Here is a 16,369-nt window from a genome sequence, read left to right as displayed (position 1 = left end):
GACACGAGTAGCGAAAAACAAGGTGAGAAACCTTGTCGCCGAAAGCCTAAGGTTTCCTTTAGTCAAGTTAATCTGCTAAGGGTTAGTCGGCTCCTAAGGCGAGGCCGAGAGGCGTAGTCGATGGGAAACAGGTTAATATTCCTGTACCACTATCATAATGTTATGGTAAGGGGGGACGGAGAAGGTAAGACCATCCGGGCGTTGGTTGTCCCGGTTCAAGCATGTAGGGGTGAGACTTTGGCAAATCCGGGTCTCTTTAACTCTGAGGTGTGATGACGATGTCCTTTGGACAACAAAGTGGTTGGTTCCATGCTTCCAGGAAAATCCTCGTATCTAGTTATGATTGTGACCGTACCGTAAACCGACACAGGTAGGCAGGTAGAGAATACCAAGGCGCTTGAGAGAACTCTGGTTAAGGAACTCGGCAAAATAGCACCGTAACTTCGGGAGAAGGTGTGCCAGCATGGTGATATAATTTACTTATGGAGCCTAGTCTGGTTGCAGTGAAATGGGGGGAGCGACTGTTTACTAAAAACACAGGACTCTGCGAAGTCGAAAGACGAAGTATAGGGTCTGACGCCTGCCCGGTGCCGGAAGGTTAAGGGGACGAGTTAGCGCAAGCGAAGCTTTGAACCGAAGCCCCGGTAAACGGCGGCCGTAACTATAACGGTCCTAAGGTAGCGAAATTCCTTGTCGGGTAAGTTCCGACCTGCACGAATGGCGTAACGATTTCCCCACTGTCTCAACCAGGGACTCAGCGAAACTGTAGTACCGGTGAAGATGCCGGTTACCCGCAACAAGACAGAAAGACCCCGTGAACCTTTACTACAGCTTGGCATTGGTTTTTGAGGTAACATGTGTAGGATAGGTGGGAGACTTTGAAGTGGCCACGCCAGTGGTCATGGAGTCAACCTTGAAATACCACCCTTGTTATCTTAGGAATCTAACCGCGATCCGTTATCCGGATCCGGGACATTGTCTGGTGGGTAGTTTGACTGGGGCGGTCGCCTCCCAAAGAGTAACGGAGGCGCGCGATGGTTCCCTCAGGCTGATTGGAAACCAGCCGTAGAGTGTAAAGGCATAAGGGAGCTTGACTGCGAGACAGACATGTCGAGCAGGTACGAAAGTAGGTCTTAGTGATCCGGCGATTCCGCATGGAAGGGTCGTCGCTCAACGGATAAAAGGTACTCCGGGGATAACAGGCTTATCTCCCCCAAGAGTCCATATCGACGGGGAGGTTTGGCACCTCGATGTCGGCTCATCACATCCTGGGGCTGGAGCAGGTCCCAAGGGTTTGGCTGTTCGCCAATTAAAGTGGTACGCGAGCTGGGTTTAAAACGTCGTGAGACAGTTTGGTCCTTATCTGTTGCGGGCGCAGGAAATTTGAAGAGATCTTCCCCTAGTACGAGAGGACCGGGGTGGACGAACCTATGGTGTTCCAGTTGTTCTGCCAAGGGCATTGCTGGGTAGCTAAGTTCGGAAGGGATAACCGCTGAAAGCATCTAAGCGGGAAGCCCACTCTAAGATGAGATTTCCCATGGCATTAGCCATCTGAAGGCTCGTTGTAGACTACAACGTTGATAGGTCAGGTGTGGAAGCGTGGCAACACGTGGAGCTAACTGATACTAATAAGCCGTGCGGCTTATCCACTTCTTTTGATTAAATATAACTACTACTACCCTACTATTCGATTATCGATTTTTAGTGGGAGTTATCATGATTCATGGTAAAACCCGCAGCCGAAATACTACAGTTTTTCGGCGGTCATAGCGAAGAGGCTCCACCCGTTCCCATTCCGAACACGGAAGTTAAGCTCTTCAGCGCCGATGGTACTGCATGGGAGACTGTGTGGGAGAGTAGGTCGCCGCCGATTCTTTATACAAAAGCCCCGATCAGATTATTTCTGGTCGGGGCTTTTTGTTGTGTAAATTGCGATTGAGCACTGGTCTGAGGGTAGAAGTCAGAAGCCAGAGGTAAAACGTAAAGCGTTCTTAAACACTTCTCACTTCTCCCCTCCCCCTATCTGTTCACGGCCAAAATGTTTTTCTACAGTCATAGCGAAGAGGCTCCACCCGTTCCCATCACGAACACGGAAGTTTCCTGAAAAGTTCACCCCTTCGGTCGAGTCGAGATGGCGCCGCTCGCTGCGTCGCTTGCGAGCCCGGTATATAGCCATATTACCGGGCTCACGTCTCCTTACCAGCAGCACCATCCCAACCCGTGACCTTCTCAGGATCAGCTCTCGAAGTCTCCCTGCGGTCGCTTATCTATCGCCGATGGTACTGCATGGGAGACTGTGTGGGAGAGTAGGTCGCCGCCGATTCTTTATACAAAAAGCCCCGATCAGATTATTTCTGGTCGGGGCTTTTTGTTTATGCCATACTTGTAATTAGAATCCAGGAAATCAACACCGTATATTGGTAGTCATGGTTTTCAATTCCCTGCACATGCTAAATTCATGTCTGCCGCTAGAACACTCCACCCAGGGATATATGCTTGGTCTCCTGGTATGCCTCAATACCTTCACGGCCAAGCTCCCTGCCCCAGCCACTCTGCTTGAAACCACCAAAAGGGCAATTGCTGGTAGAAGGTGCCGGATCATTCACGCCCACAGTGCCAGCCTCTAAAGCTTCACTTACTCTGAATGCACGATTGAGATCAGTGGTAAAGACATACGCCGCAAGACCAAACTCCGTGTCATTTGCTGCACGAATCACCTCTTCCTCGTTATCAAAGGGATAAAGAACAGCTGCAGGGGCAAAGATCTCCTCCTGACGACATAAGGCCCCATCCGGTACATCGATCAACAATGTCGGGGCGAGAAAGGCACCTTGGTCGCCTAGTCTCTTGCCACCCGCAAGGACAATCGCTCCGCCGCGCACCGCTTCATCGATCATTTCCAACACCTGCGACAGAGCTTGTTCATCAACCAAAGGGCCGATTTCAACTGCGTCTTCAAGCCCCTCTCCGACTTTGAGACTGCTAATACGCTCCACCAGCGCATCCTTGTATTTTTCAAAAACCGGCCGCTGGATATAGATACGGTTGGCGGCGATACATGACTGCCCGTTATTTCTGAATTTGGCTATCATGATACCTTCCAGGGCCTGCTCGAAGTCCGCATCCTCAAAAACGATCAGGGGTGCATTACCTCCAAGTTCCAGAGATAACTCAGTGCATGTACGCGCTGCACCGGCAATAAGCTTGCGGCCAACCTCTGTTGAACCGGTAAAACTTATTTTTCTACAGAGTGGATTTTCAAGCATTTCATTGCCGATTTCCGAAGCATTCCCCACGACTACCTGAAAAACGCCTTTTGGCACACCAGCCTCCTCAACACATTCTGCGAATAAACATGCCGAGAGAGGCGTGGCACTTGCTGGCTTTAACAGCACGGGGCAACCAGCCACAAGCGCCGGTGCCACTTTCCTTATCGCCAGGACCAGTGGGAAGTTCCAGGGAGCAATTGCCCCAACCACGCCGACCGGCTGCTTGATCACCATATGCCGTTTGCCATCCATCTGCTGTGGAACGACCCTGCCGTAAGCCCTGCGGCCTTCTTCTGCAAACCACAGCAGATGATCCACAGTCATTGCAACCTCACCCTTGGCCTGGGTGAGCGGCTTACCATTCTCCATTGTGATGATTTCCGCCATCTCATCGGCACGACTTTCGAGTGCAGAAGCGATTGCCTTCAGATAGTTGCCCCGCTCCTTAGCTGTCAGAATTTTCCACTGATCAAAGGCTTCATGTGCGTCATCTATTGCCTTTTTAGCAGCATCACGTCCCACACTTGCCACTTCAGCAAAAACTTCACCGGTTGCCGGGTTCAATACCTGGATTTGTTGCTCGCCCTCCAGCCATTCACCATTTAAATATACATTGTATTTTTTCATTCTATTTAGCGAACCTCACTCAATCTGGATATTCGGGTTCATTCCCCTGCATAACTATTACAATCGTTTTCAGGAGATACCCTTTGTAATGATGGACCTAATGTCAAGCTGCCTCGCGCTCTTTTCAGGAATTGTTCTCAAACAGTATCCACTCCCTTCCTCTCCAACATATTCTTTGCACTACCAACATGCCGCTAATACTTGTTTGAGTTAGGCGTAGATTTTTAGTACGTTTGTCATTTGATACTTCCAAAGGACGATTTGACCTATTAACAGTCTTGATCTGGTCTTTAGATTTCATATGACAATAACAAGTGCGCAATACGCTCTTATTTCTGCTCTCACTAAAGGTCCTCATATTTTCTGGCAATACTCATCGCCATACTCTTCAAGTTCTGGTTTGGAGCTGCGATGAATTGTTCATTCACCACAGCCTCCACGAAGGAGTGCTCTTTATTCGTGTGGCGCACTCCATCCTCAATGAGCAGAGGATAATGGTTTTACCTCCGCGGATGCGGTACGCCCTAATCTTGCACTGTTGTACCCGTATCCTGGTGGTGAGACAAAACGTGACTGGCAAAACTCATTTTTCATCTTGGGGTTAAGAAGAGGGGCGCAGGCTGCAGGCTATATGAATTCCGTGCACGAAGCGGTGACAAGAGTACACGAAACGTAGCCATAACCACCCTCCCGCTATTACCTGCATGATAGGTTACTGGGATCTTGAAATTTTCAGTTCGGATTGCATCACCGGGAAATTCGAACTGAACGTTGAAGGATATCATAAATCGTATCGCCGCGATTTCAAAAGGTCAGACCAGACCTGGCCGATGAAGAGCCAAGTTCTGCAGATACTTTTACAGACCCATGCCGTTGCCAGAAATGATTGCGTCATCACCTCGAGCCAACCATGGGCTTCAACCATTCAACACCAGCTCAAAAGAGCTTTGCAAAAGCAGCCAATTTCTATAAGCTGATTTGGCTTACCATGATAATTATAGAGGATAATCCCGAATGGCGCTAGTTTAAGCCTTTTTTTCATATCTGCTCCGATGCTGTATTTCGACCATTTCACTTCTAGGTTTGTTGAGTAACTGATAAGGTTTTGGTCTTCGCTTAAGACACCGCGGATCGCTTCGTCCAGGCCTGTCGAAAACTTTGCAACGAGCCACGACAAAGGATAAATCTGAGAGCATGTTTTGTCTTTCATTTGTGCTCAACCTAGAGGACCCCAACCGTGGTTCCCAACTTCTAATAGCCTGTAGACTTCCTTTGAAACTGATAGACCGGATATCAATGTCTACCAGCTGTGTCGCTTGTAACATTATGCGCCGGATGCAGTTGTACGCTATGAAGTACATTAAAATTTCTTTCTTTATCATTTCAGGCGATTGGCACCGGAGGATATCAAATCCCATCGTTGTCTTGATATCACGAAAGAAAAGTTCGACATCCCAACGCTTAAGGTATAACGCTGCAATTTCGTCTTTCAGGTACTGATCTTGATCGATTAGCGTGGTAACAATATGAAATTCTTTTGTTCTAAACCCTGATTGAGTCACCTTTACTTTGATTTGTCTCATAACGAGTTTGTCGGGAAGGTCCTCCCAGGTTTTCCGCGAATACGACACCATTTCCCTGTATACTGGTTTTTTCCATTCAATCAGTAGATCATCAGGAGCGAATTCTTTAATGCAGTTTTTCCTACCGACTGGTTTTCTACGAGCAAGTGTTATCACACTATCAACACAGCGTTTTTTCAGCTCGGCTAAATCGAAGTAACTACAAAAACCTTTATCACCAAGAAAGATATCACCAGCCTCAAAGGTGGACCACTGCTTACGGAACAATGGAAGTTCGTTACTCTTTTTATTACCGATGGCATAGCTGAGCATTGTTCCGGTTTGCAATGAAAAGTATGCGCATATTCGTGCTGAGGGGAAGCCGCATCCTGGTTTCTGGTTCGATGACTGTGGCCAAAGCTCTTGATTTTCTGCTGTATCCGCCATTGTAACACCTGTCCCATCAACAACAATTACCTGGCGATCATTTAATGAATGAGATGCACGTCGTGCTCCGGACCATTTAGCAGTATGTTGAAACACCTCAACAAGCAGATTTTCATCTAATTTCTTACGTGCACAGCAATATGAAGCGGTAGATGATGATGGAAGCCGAAGGCCGTGGTTAGATGCATATGATTGCAACTTTTTTACAGCTTCTCTACATCCACCGTCTGCATCAAGGACTTGGCCTAAGAAGGACCAAAAAGTGTTTTCCTTGGTAAACAAACGTCGTCTGCTCATCTTTCCCGAAGGATCCTGTTTGAGCAATTTCGTGGGAATGAATTGCCCAAAAATCTCTCCTATCTGTTTAAAAGAGTTCTGTCTGAGGGAAGTGATTTTTCGAGCAAATTTTTGTTGTTGGCTATGAGGTTTTCTACCTCGTTTGGGAAGGTGAAAACCGGGCAACATTGGCATGATTTGGTGTTGGTTTCGCATAGCAAATTATACCAATTTTTGCCAATATATTCAGTTGCTTTTCACCTATAAAACACGCTTAAACTAGCGCCATTCGGGTCTGACCCCGATTCCAGGCTGCAGAAACACTTTCAATTTGAATTCACCTGATCACATTTCTGATATCTGCTCTGTTTTCAATGAAATAAAAATAACTGCAGGCTGCAGAAACAAGAAATGGAGTAATGTAGAAAATTCTTTTAAGCTCGATACCCCGCAGATACCGTAACGTTGCATCCAAACGCAGAATTACGACCAGAGCGAGGAGGAAATTTGTAGCCACAATACTCACTGACGGCGGGATAGGGCCTCGGAAGAGAAAAAAGCTAAACCCGATAGCATTGCAGAATGTAGCTGCTGTCCATACCATAAAACCTTTATAGGTCTTCTGGTAACGGTGATACACAAGATAGGAAAAACCGAAAGATAGAGCGATAAGTATGTTACAGAAAAAAACCGTCTTTATGTCGAAGCTCATCTTCTCTAAATATTGAAAGAAGTTTCATCTCAAGCAAGAATGGACAATGGCAAGCAGGAACTGACAGGGAACGGAATCAGCAAAAAAACACGTATAACCCTATTATTTTCGACAACTTAATGAGACTGCGTGACGAGAGTCAAGCCCAATGCCTTTCTATCCTACGATATAGCCGTAGTCATGTAATTGCGCATTCTTACCCTGTTCCCTTGTAGATACAGCATGTTGCTCAACATACAGACCTGCTCACAATAACGCACACAGTTTTTACCGGTGTGACAGGATTTTAATCAACACTTTCTCAAGAGGGAAATCACTCTTCTTATGCAAGGTTATCCATACAGAAAATCACTGAGGCGGCCATTTGTATTTGCCGCCCCAGTGAGTGGGCAACCGCTCTGTTTAACAGGATGGAGGGGATAGGGGAGACTCGGCTTGATATCTGCAATATCTCCCCTGTTGCACTGTTGGCTTGAAGTAACCATTATTTGCCTGATTCAAAATTGAATTTCTCATTCAGCCACCCGTAATTCAGAGAGAATGACAGGATAACAGGCAATACACAATGCTCACGAAATCGCGTGGCTAAACCACACGATTAGTCAACTGGTCCTTTCGCTTCCCATCCAGAAATTCCTTAATATTCGAGACAGTTGCGGTAGCTATATTATTCAGAGCGTCAGTTGTAAGATAGGCCTGGTGGCTGGTAATAATGACATTCGTCAACGACAGAAGGCGTGCAAGGACATCATCAGTAATCACTTTGGCGGAAAGATCTTCAAAGAAAATTCCTGCTTCCTCTTCATAAACGTCCAGACCGGCAGCACTGATCTTACCTGACTTCAGTGCCTTGATCAAAGCATCGTGATCAATCAATCCTCCCCGGCTGGTATTAATGAGAATCGCACCATCTTTCATGGAGTTAATTGACACCTCGTTAATCAGATGATAGGTCTCCTTCACCAGCGGCGCATGCAGGCTGATGACATCCGCCTGTTTAATGGCCTCTTCAAAGGACACATATTCCATACCGGTTTCTTCAGAAAATTCCTTACTTGGATACGCATCCCAACCAACAACCTTCATGCCAAAACCCTGCAGGTTTCTGACAAGCACCTTGCCGATACCTCCCACTCCGATTACAGCTGCGGTTCGTCCATGCAGATCGAAGCCTTCCAGACCTGCAAGGGTGAAATTCCCCTCACGAACACGCTGATACGCACGGTGAACTTTTCTGTTGAGTGCAAGCAGTAAAGCGATGGCATGCTCAGCAACCGCATACGGGGAATAACCCGGAACGCGAACAACAGAAATACCCAGTCTTTCAGCAGCATCGAGATCAACGTTATTAAAACCTGAACAACGCAGCGCGATAAGTTCAACGCCTACATCAGCCAGAATCTCCAAAGTCTCGCGATCGGCAACATCATTGACGAAAATACAGACAATCTTACACCCCGCCGCAAGCGTTGCAGTCTCTCTGTTCAACCGCGGGTCGATATAATGCATATTCCATTCTTCAGGTGCAACCTCACTCAGTGCGACCTGATCATACGATTTCGCATCAAACACCGCGACCTGTACCCGATCGTCCTGACGCCCCTTCAGGAGATGCGCCATGCTTTTCCCACCAGACCTTACCTGTTTACTCAAAATCCGTAAGAGAGCACGGGTAAGGGCTGGCTCACGCTCCATGGCCTTATCAAGATCTTCCTTGTTCAGTACCGCTACCTGTGACGGCTCTGCTGCGACTACAGTCGCAGAACGGGGTTGGGTAAGGAATAAGCTTGTGATACCACCTGCCTCGCCGAAAGTAAGGTCACGCACATACACATCTTTCCCTTCTGATCGCCGAAAAACATTCAGCCTGCCTGATACGACAGCAAACATAAAGTCTGCATCATCTTCTTCAACAAACAGGACCTGCTCAGGCTCAAGATCAACTATTCGCACCAAAGGATCCAGGTGTTCAACCAGTTCTGGCTCAAGGTCCCTCAGGATAGGCAGACGTTGGGTTGGGTTCTGCTCAATCATTCTCTATTCTCCACTATTAATTTCTTCAGGGTTGTAGAACAGGCATGTATCCGGTGACTGTACACAGCAGCACAACGTACATAAACTTCTCTGATATGAAATGCTTCAGACTGGCAACCAGATCAGTTGTGATCGCGGTCGAGTATAAAGGTTGGGAACACCAACACAATTCGGTATCAACAGATACGCAAAGAAAAGCATATAAATATTAGAAGCGTTTCCTCTTCCTAATACGGTCCTCTTTGGGTATCTCTGCGAGTAAGAGCAAAAACACACAAAGAGGAAAACATCAATTATCACTACACCACAGGGACTTCCCCTGTACATTCAAACCACACTATCTATTTATCCTGAGAAGACATGGCTTTAGCCCTTCAACAACACATATCTGCCTCAGCATTTCTCCTTTAAAAGATAATCCTTCTTCTTTAGAAGTACATGTGAGCCGGGTGCCGCTTGCTGTAAACCGCTGACATCAGTACCGCCAACCCGTCTCAAGGTCTTTCTTGCACAGAGAATTAGCCGCTTCGCTAAAGCAATGAGTAACATTCTGCCTCTGCTGGGCCATTACTCGCAGGCAGACATGAGAAGTTGCTGAAGCTAAAGGAACTTCGCAAACGGTAAAGGCAACCATTCTACCGAATTGACCGAAATGCAGTCGTGCTTGAATATTTAGAAAATATCTGATACAGGTTACAGGTTGGCACAATTTTGCTGAGTTTTTTTTCCATAATCGCGAAAAACTATTTAAAAGGAAAAGGCTTTATCAAATGTAGTAACGTATGGTTTCGTTGCGCTCATCAATGAACAAAACCTTACAGCCCTCTTCCAGAAGATCAAACATAGTTAGAGCCTTATTTCCAGGCGTGCGCATGCCGGAACTCCAACTCAACCTATCAAATTAAGAAAACATTGCCAGGCAGGATATGATCACGATTTCCTGTTGCTTTACCACTCTGTTTTCCAATACGAAATGCATGAAAAGGTATACCTGTGGATCATTTAACAGAAGAGCAGCTTCTCCTACCTCCTAAAGAGGCCATTGCCTCTTTATCAAAAAGACAACTGTCGATTCTGAACATGATAAATGAGCAAGGATTTGCTACAATCGACGCCCTTGCAAGTCGTTTTCAGATGACGCCACAGACCATACGCCGTGATATCAACAAGCTTTGTAATGATAAACTTGTCCAGCGCTATCATGGCGGAGCAAGCAAATACTCCAGAACTGAAAATGTCGATTATGACAAACGAAAACAGATCCTGAACCTGGAAAAAAAACGTATTGCCGAAATGGTTGCGGAACATATTCCAGATCATGCCTCTCTCTTTATCAACATAGGTACGACAACAGAAGAAGTATCCAAAGCATTAGCCAATCACCGGAAACTACGGGTTATCACCAACAACCTCAATGTTGCAGCCACAATGAGCGGTAACAATGATTGTGAAGTGATCATTGCCGGAGGTATAGTTCGTAATAAAGATTCAGGAATCACAGGAATGTTAACGGTTGAGTTTGTTCGCCAGTTCAGAGTCGATTTCGGGATTATCGGAGTCTCCGGGATTGATGAGGACGGTACACTTCTGGACTACGATTACCAGGAAGTCCAGGTTGCTCAAGAGATAATTAAAAACTCTCGGAAAGTCTTCCTCGTTACCGACCACACGAAGTTTACCAGAAGCGCCATGATAAGGCTTGCCGACATCTCCACCATTGATGCCGTCTTTACAGACACAAAGCCTCCAAAGGTTTACAGGGACCTCCTGCAACGAAAAGAGGTTTCTCTCTATGTTGCTGAAGACCATAAATAACCTCCCCAGATATCTGCAGCTGCCTTTTGCATCATCACCTGTGCATTGTTGCATTTACTGCCCGAATGCATACCTACTGAATTGACCAATAGTGTTTTAACACGATCGTAGGGAGAAACACTGTACCCAGATCATAGTTTTTATCTGGATACAAACAGGATGTTCCTGCATGATCTTCGCCGCAACGTAACCACAACCCTTCCGGCCCGCCACTTCTCATTTCTGCTCGCACCCTCATTAATTCTGAACGGATACGTCTCACGTGATGAACAGAAAAGTATTCACCCTTCTCCAGGCATCAGAACGACAAGCACTACCAGGCAAGTCCCGGCATCAGTTGCAGCTCATGTCGATTACAGGAAAGCCCATATTCACATCAGCTTTCATTTTACGAGTTATGAACCATAAAATGAAACGCCCGTTCCATTACATTTAGGAATACTCAAGCTGCATCCTTTGAGTAAGTGGTTGCCATGCGGACGATCTCAGACAATCTTCACCACGTTACTTACCACTTATCCCCGCCTTGCCCCAAGACACTGCACCAACGTTTTTCCACACCATATCCATGCTTTAGAAGCGAGGCACCAGCCAACACTTCTGGCCGTCAGACAAACTTCCCCGCAACAATAGTTACTCCTTCAACCTTTGGGAAAGGAACGAAAAAGACATCCGGCAAAACAATATACCAAATTCACAACCTTCACTTTCATGCTTTTCTCTCTTTCCCAGAATGTTCAATTAACACAATCATCCAATCTAAAACAACATAAAATGTTCACCTATCGCAAATCACATTCGCAACCTCCCCTGCTCACCTTGCGACACACCCACCACTCAATCAGGCATCCACAAGCGCCACATATCTCATAAAATTGCCAACTTACCAAAAACACTACACTTTCATTTCCCAAGTTTTACAAGCGAAATTAACTCATTAATATTTCGGCACTTATTAAATTTATTTTCATTTTCGAAAATATACTGTTGTCCTTTTTTCAAATGTATGCAAATATTGGTTCACTTGAAAGACCATTGTGAACGAGGAAACTACAATCAGGCTTGTGCGATTTTACAGCAAAAAGACACACCGCAGATTGATACTGACAACACTTACCATACAATAACAAACAGTTATCAGTTACAGCACCTCGTTGGAGATATATTTAATTTACGTTTTTATCACAGTGCTGCGGATGAAGGAAGTATGCGACATCCTCATTATATCTCTAAAACGAAAGACAAATCGAAAGAATGTAATCTCATAATTTTCGAAGATGAGGCAAAAATAGTTTCGGTCACCATAGGATATTGTATCGAAAAAGCAGAAGCATAGGTACCTGGATCTTCAAAATGAAGGGCCATAACCGTCAAAAACGTACTCTGTAAAACAACACTCCCCTGGTCGCTATGCGAACGCCATCCTCAAGGCACCGCTCATGGCCGCTGAGATAACCGCAATAGATCTTGGCAAAGGGAAGGAATTGATCAGCGAGCAGGTAGCAAATTTCATCAAACTGCAAACTGCGATCATTGAGCAGGCGGCATGGATGAAAATCAGGAGGTCTCTGCGCCTAAACAAGACACCTTTACAAAAGGTCGCTGTTTAGCTGCAGCAGACGCAATAGGAGAGGCAACAGTCACCTCCTCAACGGATGTGGCAGTTGCAACCGGTTTTGCGATTCATGTTGAATCGATTGTGTTCCTAATTCTTTTTTTTTGGAGGTAGTACGTATGGACCTGTTTTTAAGTGAACTCATTGGAACAATGATTTTAACACTGTTTGGTTGCGGTGTTGTTGCCAATGTTCTTTTAGAAAAATCCAAAGGTCAGAACGGTGGGTGGATTGTTATCACAATGGGTTGGGGATTTGCGGTTGCATTCGCTGTCTACGTAGCCGGACAGTATTCTGGTGCCCATATCAACCCTGCAGTTACCATCGCCCTGGCGACTATTGGCGCATTTCCATGGGCCGATGTACCAATCTATATTGCCGGCCAGATGTCAGGAGCATTGATTGGTGCAACACTCGTTTATCTCGTTTATGCCGCGCACTGGGAACCCACAAAAGACTCAGACCTCAAGCTTGCAGTATTTTCCACCGGACCGGCAGTACCTCATACACTTGCTAACTTTATTTGTGAATTCATCGGTACCGCGATCCTGCTCTTTGTCCTGCTGGGTATTGGCGCAAATGAATTCAGCAAGGGACTCAATCCGCTCATCGTTGGCTTTTTCATCGTGGCTATTGGTCTCTCTCTCGGCGGACCTACCGGTTACGCCATCAACCCTGCCCGTGACCTTGGACCTCGTATTGCTCATTTAATCCTGCCAATACCAGGAAAAGGATCAAGCAACTGGGGCTACGCCTGGATCCCCGTTGTTGCACCTATTTGCGGAGGCGTTACCGGAGCATTACTGTATAAGACTTTACTTGGCTAACACCTGATAATCGCTTTGCTGTGACTTGTTTTTTTAAAAAAAGGCAGACTTACCTATACTATCTAGCTGGAGGAGTAAGATGGAAAAAAAATATGTTTTGTCAATCGACCAAGGTACGACAAGCTCTCGGGCAATAATCTTTAACAAGAAAGGTGATATCGTCAATGTCACCCAGAAAGAATTCGAGCAGATTTTCCCAAAACCAGGCTGGGTTGAGCACAACGCAATGGAGATCTGGTCATCAGTTCAATCCGTTGTAGCCGAGGCTCTTGCAAGCCCTGATATCAATGTGGCCGAAATTGCAGCAATCGGCATCACCAATCAGCGTGAAACAGCAGTTGTCTGGGACAAGAACACTGGCAGGCCAATTTACAATGCAATAGTCTGGCAGTCACGTCAAACCACTGGCGTCTGTGACGATCTCAAAAGCAAAGGACTTGACCCTGTAGTCCGTGAAAAAACCGGTCTGCTAATCGATGCATATTTCTCAGGCACCAAGGTTAAGTGGATCCTCGACAACGTAGAAGGTGCTCGTGAAAAAGCAGAGAAAGGTGATCTGCTTTTCGGAACCATTGACACCTGGCTGGTATGGAAGCTTACAGGCAGGAAAGTACATGTAACCGATTACACAAACGCATCCCGTACCCTCATGTACAACATTCATGACCTTAAATGGGATGACGAACTGCTGGAACACCTGACTGTACCAAAATCAATGCTTCCGGAAGTCAGACCTTCCTCTGAAATTTACGGTTACACTGATCACGACTCATTCCAGGGTATTGAACTCCCTATTGCCGGCATGGCCGGTGATCAGCAGGCGGCACTCTTCGGTCAGTCCTGTTTTGAGAGCGGGATGGCCAAAAACACCTACGGAACCGGCTGCTTCATGCTCATGAATACCGGAGAAAAAGCCGTTACTTCTCAAAATGGGCTGTTAACCACAATAGCCTGGGGTGTTGACGGAAAGGTCGAGTACGCCCTCGAAGGATCCATATTTGTTGCTGGCTCTGCCATCCAATGGCTGCGTGACGGCATGAGAATGTTCCGCGACGCCAAGGACTCTGAACTGTATGCAACCCGAGTTCAGGATTCTGATGGAGTTTACGTAGTACCCGCATTTGTCGGCCTTGGAGCACCTTACTGGGATTCTGAGGTCCGGGGGGCTGTTTTCGGCCTCACCCGCGGTACCAGCAAGGAGCAATTCATCCGCGCCACCCTCGACTCCCTTTGTTACCAGACCAAAGATGTACTCTCAGCGATGGAATCAGACTCTGGCATTAAGCTCGAAAAACTGCGGGTAGACGGTGGCGCTGTCGCCAACGACCTCATACTGCAGGTACAGTCTGATCTGCTTGGCGTTCCTGTCGAGCGTCCTCTCTGCATCGAGACTACAGCACTTGGAGCAGCCTATCTTGCGGGTCTTGCGGTCGGCTTCTGGAATGACAAAACTGATATCACCAAAAACTTTGGTGTAGATCGGGAATTCAAACCAAAAATGGATGCAGAAAAATCGGAGAAGCTTTATGCCGGTTGGCAGAAAGCCGTTAAAGCTGCAATGGCATTCAAATAATACCGCCTCCTGATATTGCATTTGCTTTACCCTGTAGCCCTGGCCAGTGCAAGGCTGGCCGGGGCTGCATTGACCCACACAATGCACCTGCGGAGTTCACTTCATCAACGCTGAATAAGCACATTCCCGTTGAAAAAAATGCATCCTATCCACCCAGAGACACCACAATAATACATACTATGTTGGCAAGAAATAAAACCAAAATTGTCTGCACTATCGGCCCGGCCTCACGATCTGCCGAAACACTCGAAGAGCTCATGAATGCCGGTATGAACATTGCCAGACTCAACTTTTCCCATGGCGAGTTCGACCAACACAAACACGACATAAATACCATTCGAGAGGTCGCGAAAAAACTCAACAGACCTGTCGCGATCATGGCAGATCTGCCAGGCCCCAAGATTCGGATCGGCGATCTTGCTGAAGAGGAAATTGTACTTGTTAAGGATCAAAAGATAACTTTAACAACCGAACCAACTCTGGGTACCCTGGAAAGAATCTCAGTTAACCTGCCGAACCTCCATGAAACCGTTCAACCAGGAAAGAAGATCTTCCTTAACGACGGATTTATCAAACTGGAAATTGAAGACGTCGTTGGCAAAGACATACTTTGCCGGGTAGAAGTCGGCGGCAGCCTCAGATCACGGAAAGGCCTGAATGTGCCGGAAGCAGCTCTGGGAATTGATGTGTTCACCTCCAAAGATAAGGATATCACAAGCTTTGCCCTGGAAAACGGTGTCGATGCCATCAGCCTTTCGTTTGTTGAGAATGGTGAGGACATCATCGAATTACGGGACTTTGCAGCCGCTCGTGGCTATTCCCCTTTCCTTATTGCCAAAATTGAGCGTTCCCAGGCTATCCACAATCTCGACAGCATTCTTGCGGCTGCAGACGGCATTATGGTTGCCAGAGGGGATCTCGGTGTTGAAATTCCCATTTGCAAAATCCCCGGTGTCCAGAAACAAATTGTCCAAAAAGCGAATGCAGCGGGAAAACCCGTGATCACGGCAACACACATGCTTGAATCAATGATCACCAATATCATTCCCACCCGCGCAGAAGCGACTGATGTTGCAAACGCAATCCTTGATGGCACTGACTGCGTTATGCTTTCCGGCGAATCAGCAGTTGGCATGCACCCCGCTGCGGCCGTTGCAACACTCAGCTCTATCGCCATAGAAGCTGAAAATATCCGTGCATGCCGCCCTGATTTGACGGCTGGTATCGAAGCGACCGCCAAGACTACCGAAATCATCGCCTCAAGTGTTGAAACATCCGTAAAACAGCTCAAGCCCGCAGCGGTCATTGTTCCCACCCGCAGCGGAGCGACAACACGAAATATCACCCGTTATCGCTTACCTGTCTGGGTTCTGGGAGTCAGCTCACAGAAAAAGACGTGTCAGGACCTCGTATTTTCCTACGGAGTTATTCCTGTACACGAGTCAGACCATCCGACGCATTGGCGAAGCTGGATTCATGAGCAGTTGAAACAACACGGCCTGAAAGGCAACTGGGCCGTTCTTACAGAAGGACCTTCTGAAAAATATCCGGACAGAAATACCCGAATTGAACTTATTGACCTTCAGAAACAGTAATACTATTAAGGAGAATA

Annotated in this window: 12 protein-coding genes and 2 rRNA genes (1 of these 14 running past the window's edge); 8 read left to right on the top strand and 6 right to left on the bottom strand. The window is 46.7% G+C overall.

Features of this window, described 5'->3' with window-relative positions; genetic code table 11:
- Together FCL45_RS04365 and rrf are read left to right on the top strand one after the other, a co-directional pair.
- A 23S ribosomal RNA gene (locus tag FCL45_RS04365) occupies positions 1-1,650 on the top strand; it begins 1,263 nt to the left of the window's first position.
- 106 nt (positions 1,651-1,756) lie between these two features.
- Positions 1,757-1,873, top strand: a 5S ribosomal RNA gene (rrf, locus tag FCL45_RS04360).
- Between the two features lie 129 nt (positions 1,874-2,002).
- Here rrf and FCL45_RS04355 read toward each other — a convergent pair.
- The 5 genes from FCL45_RS04355 to FCL45_RS04340 form a co-directional block, all read right to left on the bottom strand.
- Entirely contained in the window at positions 2,003-2,176 is a 174-nt protein-coding gene (locus tag FCL45_RS04355; RefSeq protein ID WP_153305578.1) for a hypothetical protein, read from the bottom strand.
- A 292-nt stretch (positions 2,177-2,468) separates the two neighbouring features.
- Complete coding sequence (locus FCL45_RS04350) at positions 2,469-3,896, bottom strand: NAD-dependent succinate-semialdehyde dehydrogenase (RefSeq protein ID WP_136800027.1); 1,428 nt, start codon at positions 3,894-3,896, stop codon at positions 2,469-2,471.
- Positions 3,897-4,240: 344 nt separating this feature from the next.
- Positions 4,241-4,366, bottom strand: coding sequence for a hypothetical protein (locus FCL45_RS24790; RefSeq protein WP_267314007.1), 126 nt, complete (start codon positions 4,364-4,366; stop codon positions 4,241-4,243).
- Positions 4,367-4,921: 555 nt separating this feature from the next.
- A complete protein-coding gene (locus tag FCL45_RS04345; protein WP_217907577.1) occupies positions 4,922-6,376 on the bottom strand; it encodes an IS4 family transposase in 1,455 nt (484 codons plus the stop codon).
- Positions 6,377-7,478: 1,102 nt separating this feature from the next.
- Complete coding sequence (locus FCL45_RS04340) at positions 7,479-8,927, bottom strand: D-lactate dehydrogenase family protein (RefSeq protein WP_136799391.1); 1,449 nt, start codon at positions 8,925-8,927, stop codon at positions 7,479-7,481.
- 993 nt (positions 8,928-9,920) lie between these two features.
- On the opposite strand from FCL45_RS04340, the gene FCL45_RS04335 reads away from it, so the two are divergent.
- Complete coding sequence (locus tag FCL45_RS04335) at positions 9,921-10,742, top strand: DeoR/GlpR family DNA-binding transcription regulator (protein ID WP_217907666.1); 822 nt, start codon at positions 9,921-9,923, stop codon at positions 10,740-10,742.
- Between the two features lie 1,006 nt (positions 10,743-11,748).
- On the top strand, positions 11,749-12,078 hold the full coding sequence (locus tag FCL45_RS04330; RefSeq protein WP_167495885.1) for a hypothetical protein: 330 nt from the start codon (positions 11,749-11,751) through the stop codon (positions 12,076-12,078).
- A 34-nt stretch (positions 12,079-12,112) separates the two neighbouring features.
- On the opposite strand, the gene FCL45_RS04325 is transcribed toward FCL45_RS04330, so the two are convergent.
- Complete coding sequence (locus FCL45_RS04325) at positions 12,113-12,265, bottom strand: hypothetical protein (RefSeq protein ID WP_153305567.1); 153 nt, start codon at positions 12,263-12,265, stop codon at positions 12,113-12,115.
- Between the two features lie 23 nt (positions 12,266-12,288).
- On the opposite strand from FCL45_RS04325, the gene FCL45_RS04320 reads away from it, so the two are divergent.
- The 4 genes from FCL45_RS04320 (at position 12,289) to pyk (ending at position 16,352) form a co-directional block, all read left to right on the top strand.
- Complete coding sequence (locus tag FCL45_RS04320; RefSeq protein ID WP_136799392.1) at positions 12,289-12,471, top strand: hypothetical protein; 183 nt, start codon at positions 12,289-12,291, stop codon at positions 12,469-12,471.
- A gap of 5 nt (positions 12,472-12,476) precedes the next feature.
- Positions 12,477-13,184: an MIP/aquaporin family protein gene (locus FCL45_RS04315; protein WP_136799393.1), complete on the top strand. Its 708-nt coding sequence runs from the start codon at positions 12,477-12,479 to the stop codon at positions 13,182-13,184.
- Between the two features lie 79 nt (positions 13,185-13,263).
- Complete coding sequence (gene glpK, locus FCL45_RS04310) at positions 13,264-14,757, top strand: glycerol kinase GlpK (protein ID WP_136799394.1); 1,494 nt, start codon at positions 13,264-13,266, stop codon at positions 14,755-14,757.
- A gap of 179 nt (positions 14,758-14,936) precedes the next feature.
- Entirely contained in the window at positions 14,937-16,352 is a 1,416-nt protein-coding gene (pyk, locus tag FCL45_RS04305; RefSeq protein WP_136799395.1) for a pyruvate kinase, read from the top strand.
- The last annotated feature ends 17 nt before the right edge of the window (positions 16,353-16,369 follow it).

The sequence above is a fragment of the Desulfosediminicola ganghwensis genome, assembly GCF_005116675.2.
GTDB lineage: Bacteria > Desulfobacterota > Desulfobulbia > Desulfobulbales > Desulfocapsaceae > Desulfopila > Desulfopila ganghwensis.
Note: the sequence above shows the minus strand (reverse complement) of the source record. Positions and strands in the feature narration are given on the sequence as shown.

Bases quoted from the DNA above. Each gene is read 5' to 3' on its own strand.
- FCL45_RS04355 (WP_153305578.1), bottom strand. From the start codon at position 2,176: ATGGCTATATACCGGGCTCGCAAGCGACGCAGCGAGCGGCGCCATCTC.
- FCL45_RS04350 (WP_136800027.1), bottom strand. From the start codon at position 3,896: ATGAAAAAATACAATGTATATTTAAATGGTGAATGGCTGGAGGGCGAG.
- FCL45_RS04345 (WP_217907577.1), bottom strand. From the start codon at position 6,376: ATGCCAATGTTGCCCGGTTTTCACCTTCCCAAACGAGGTAGAAAACCT.
- FCL45_RS04340 (WP_136799391.1), bottom strand. From the start codon at position 8,927: ATGATTGAGCAGAACCCAACCCAACGTCTGCCTATCCTGAGGGACCTT.
- FCL45_RS04330 (WP_167495885.1), top strand. From the start codon at position 11,749: ATGCAAATATTGGTTCACTTGAAAGACCATTGTGAACGAGGAAACTAC.
- FCL45_RS04320 (WP_136799392.1), top strand. From the start codon at position 12,289: ATGGATGAAAATCAGGAGGTCTCTGCGCCTAAACAAGACACCTTTACA.
- FCL45_RS04315 (WP_136799393.1), top strand. From the start codon at position 12,477: ATGGACCTGTTTTTAAGTGAACTCATTGGAACAATGATTTTAACACTG.
- glpK (WP_136799394.1), top strand. From the start codon at position 13,264: ATGGAAAAAAAATATGTTTTGTCAATCGACCAAGGTACGACAAGCTCT.
- pyk (WP_136799395.1), top strand. From the start codon at position 14,937: ATGTTGGCAAGAAATAAAACCAAAATTGTCTGCACTATCGGCCCGGCC.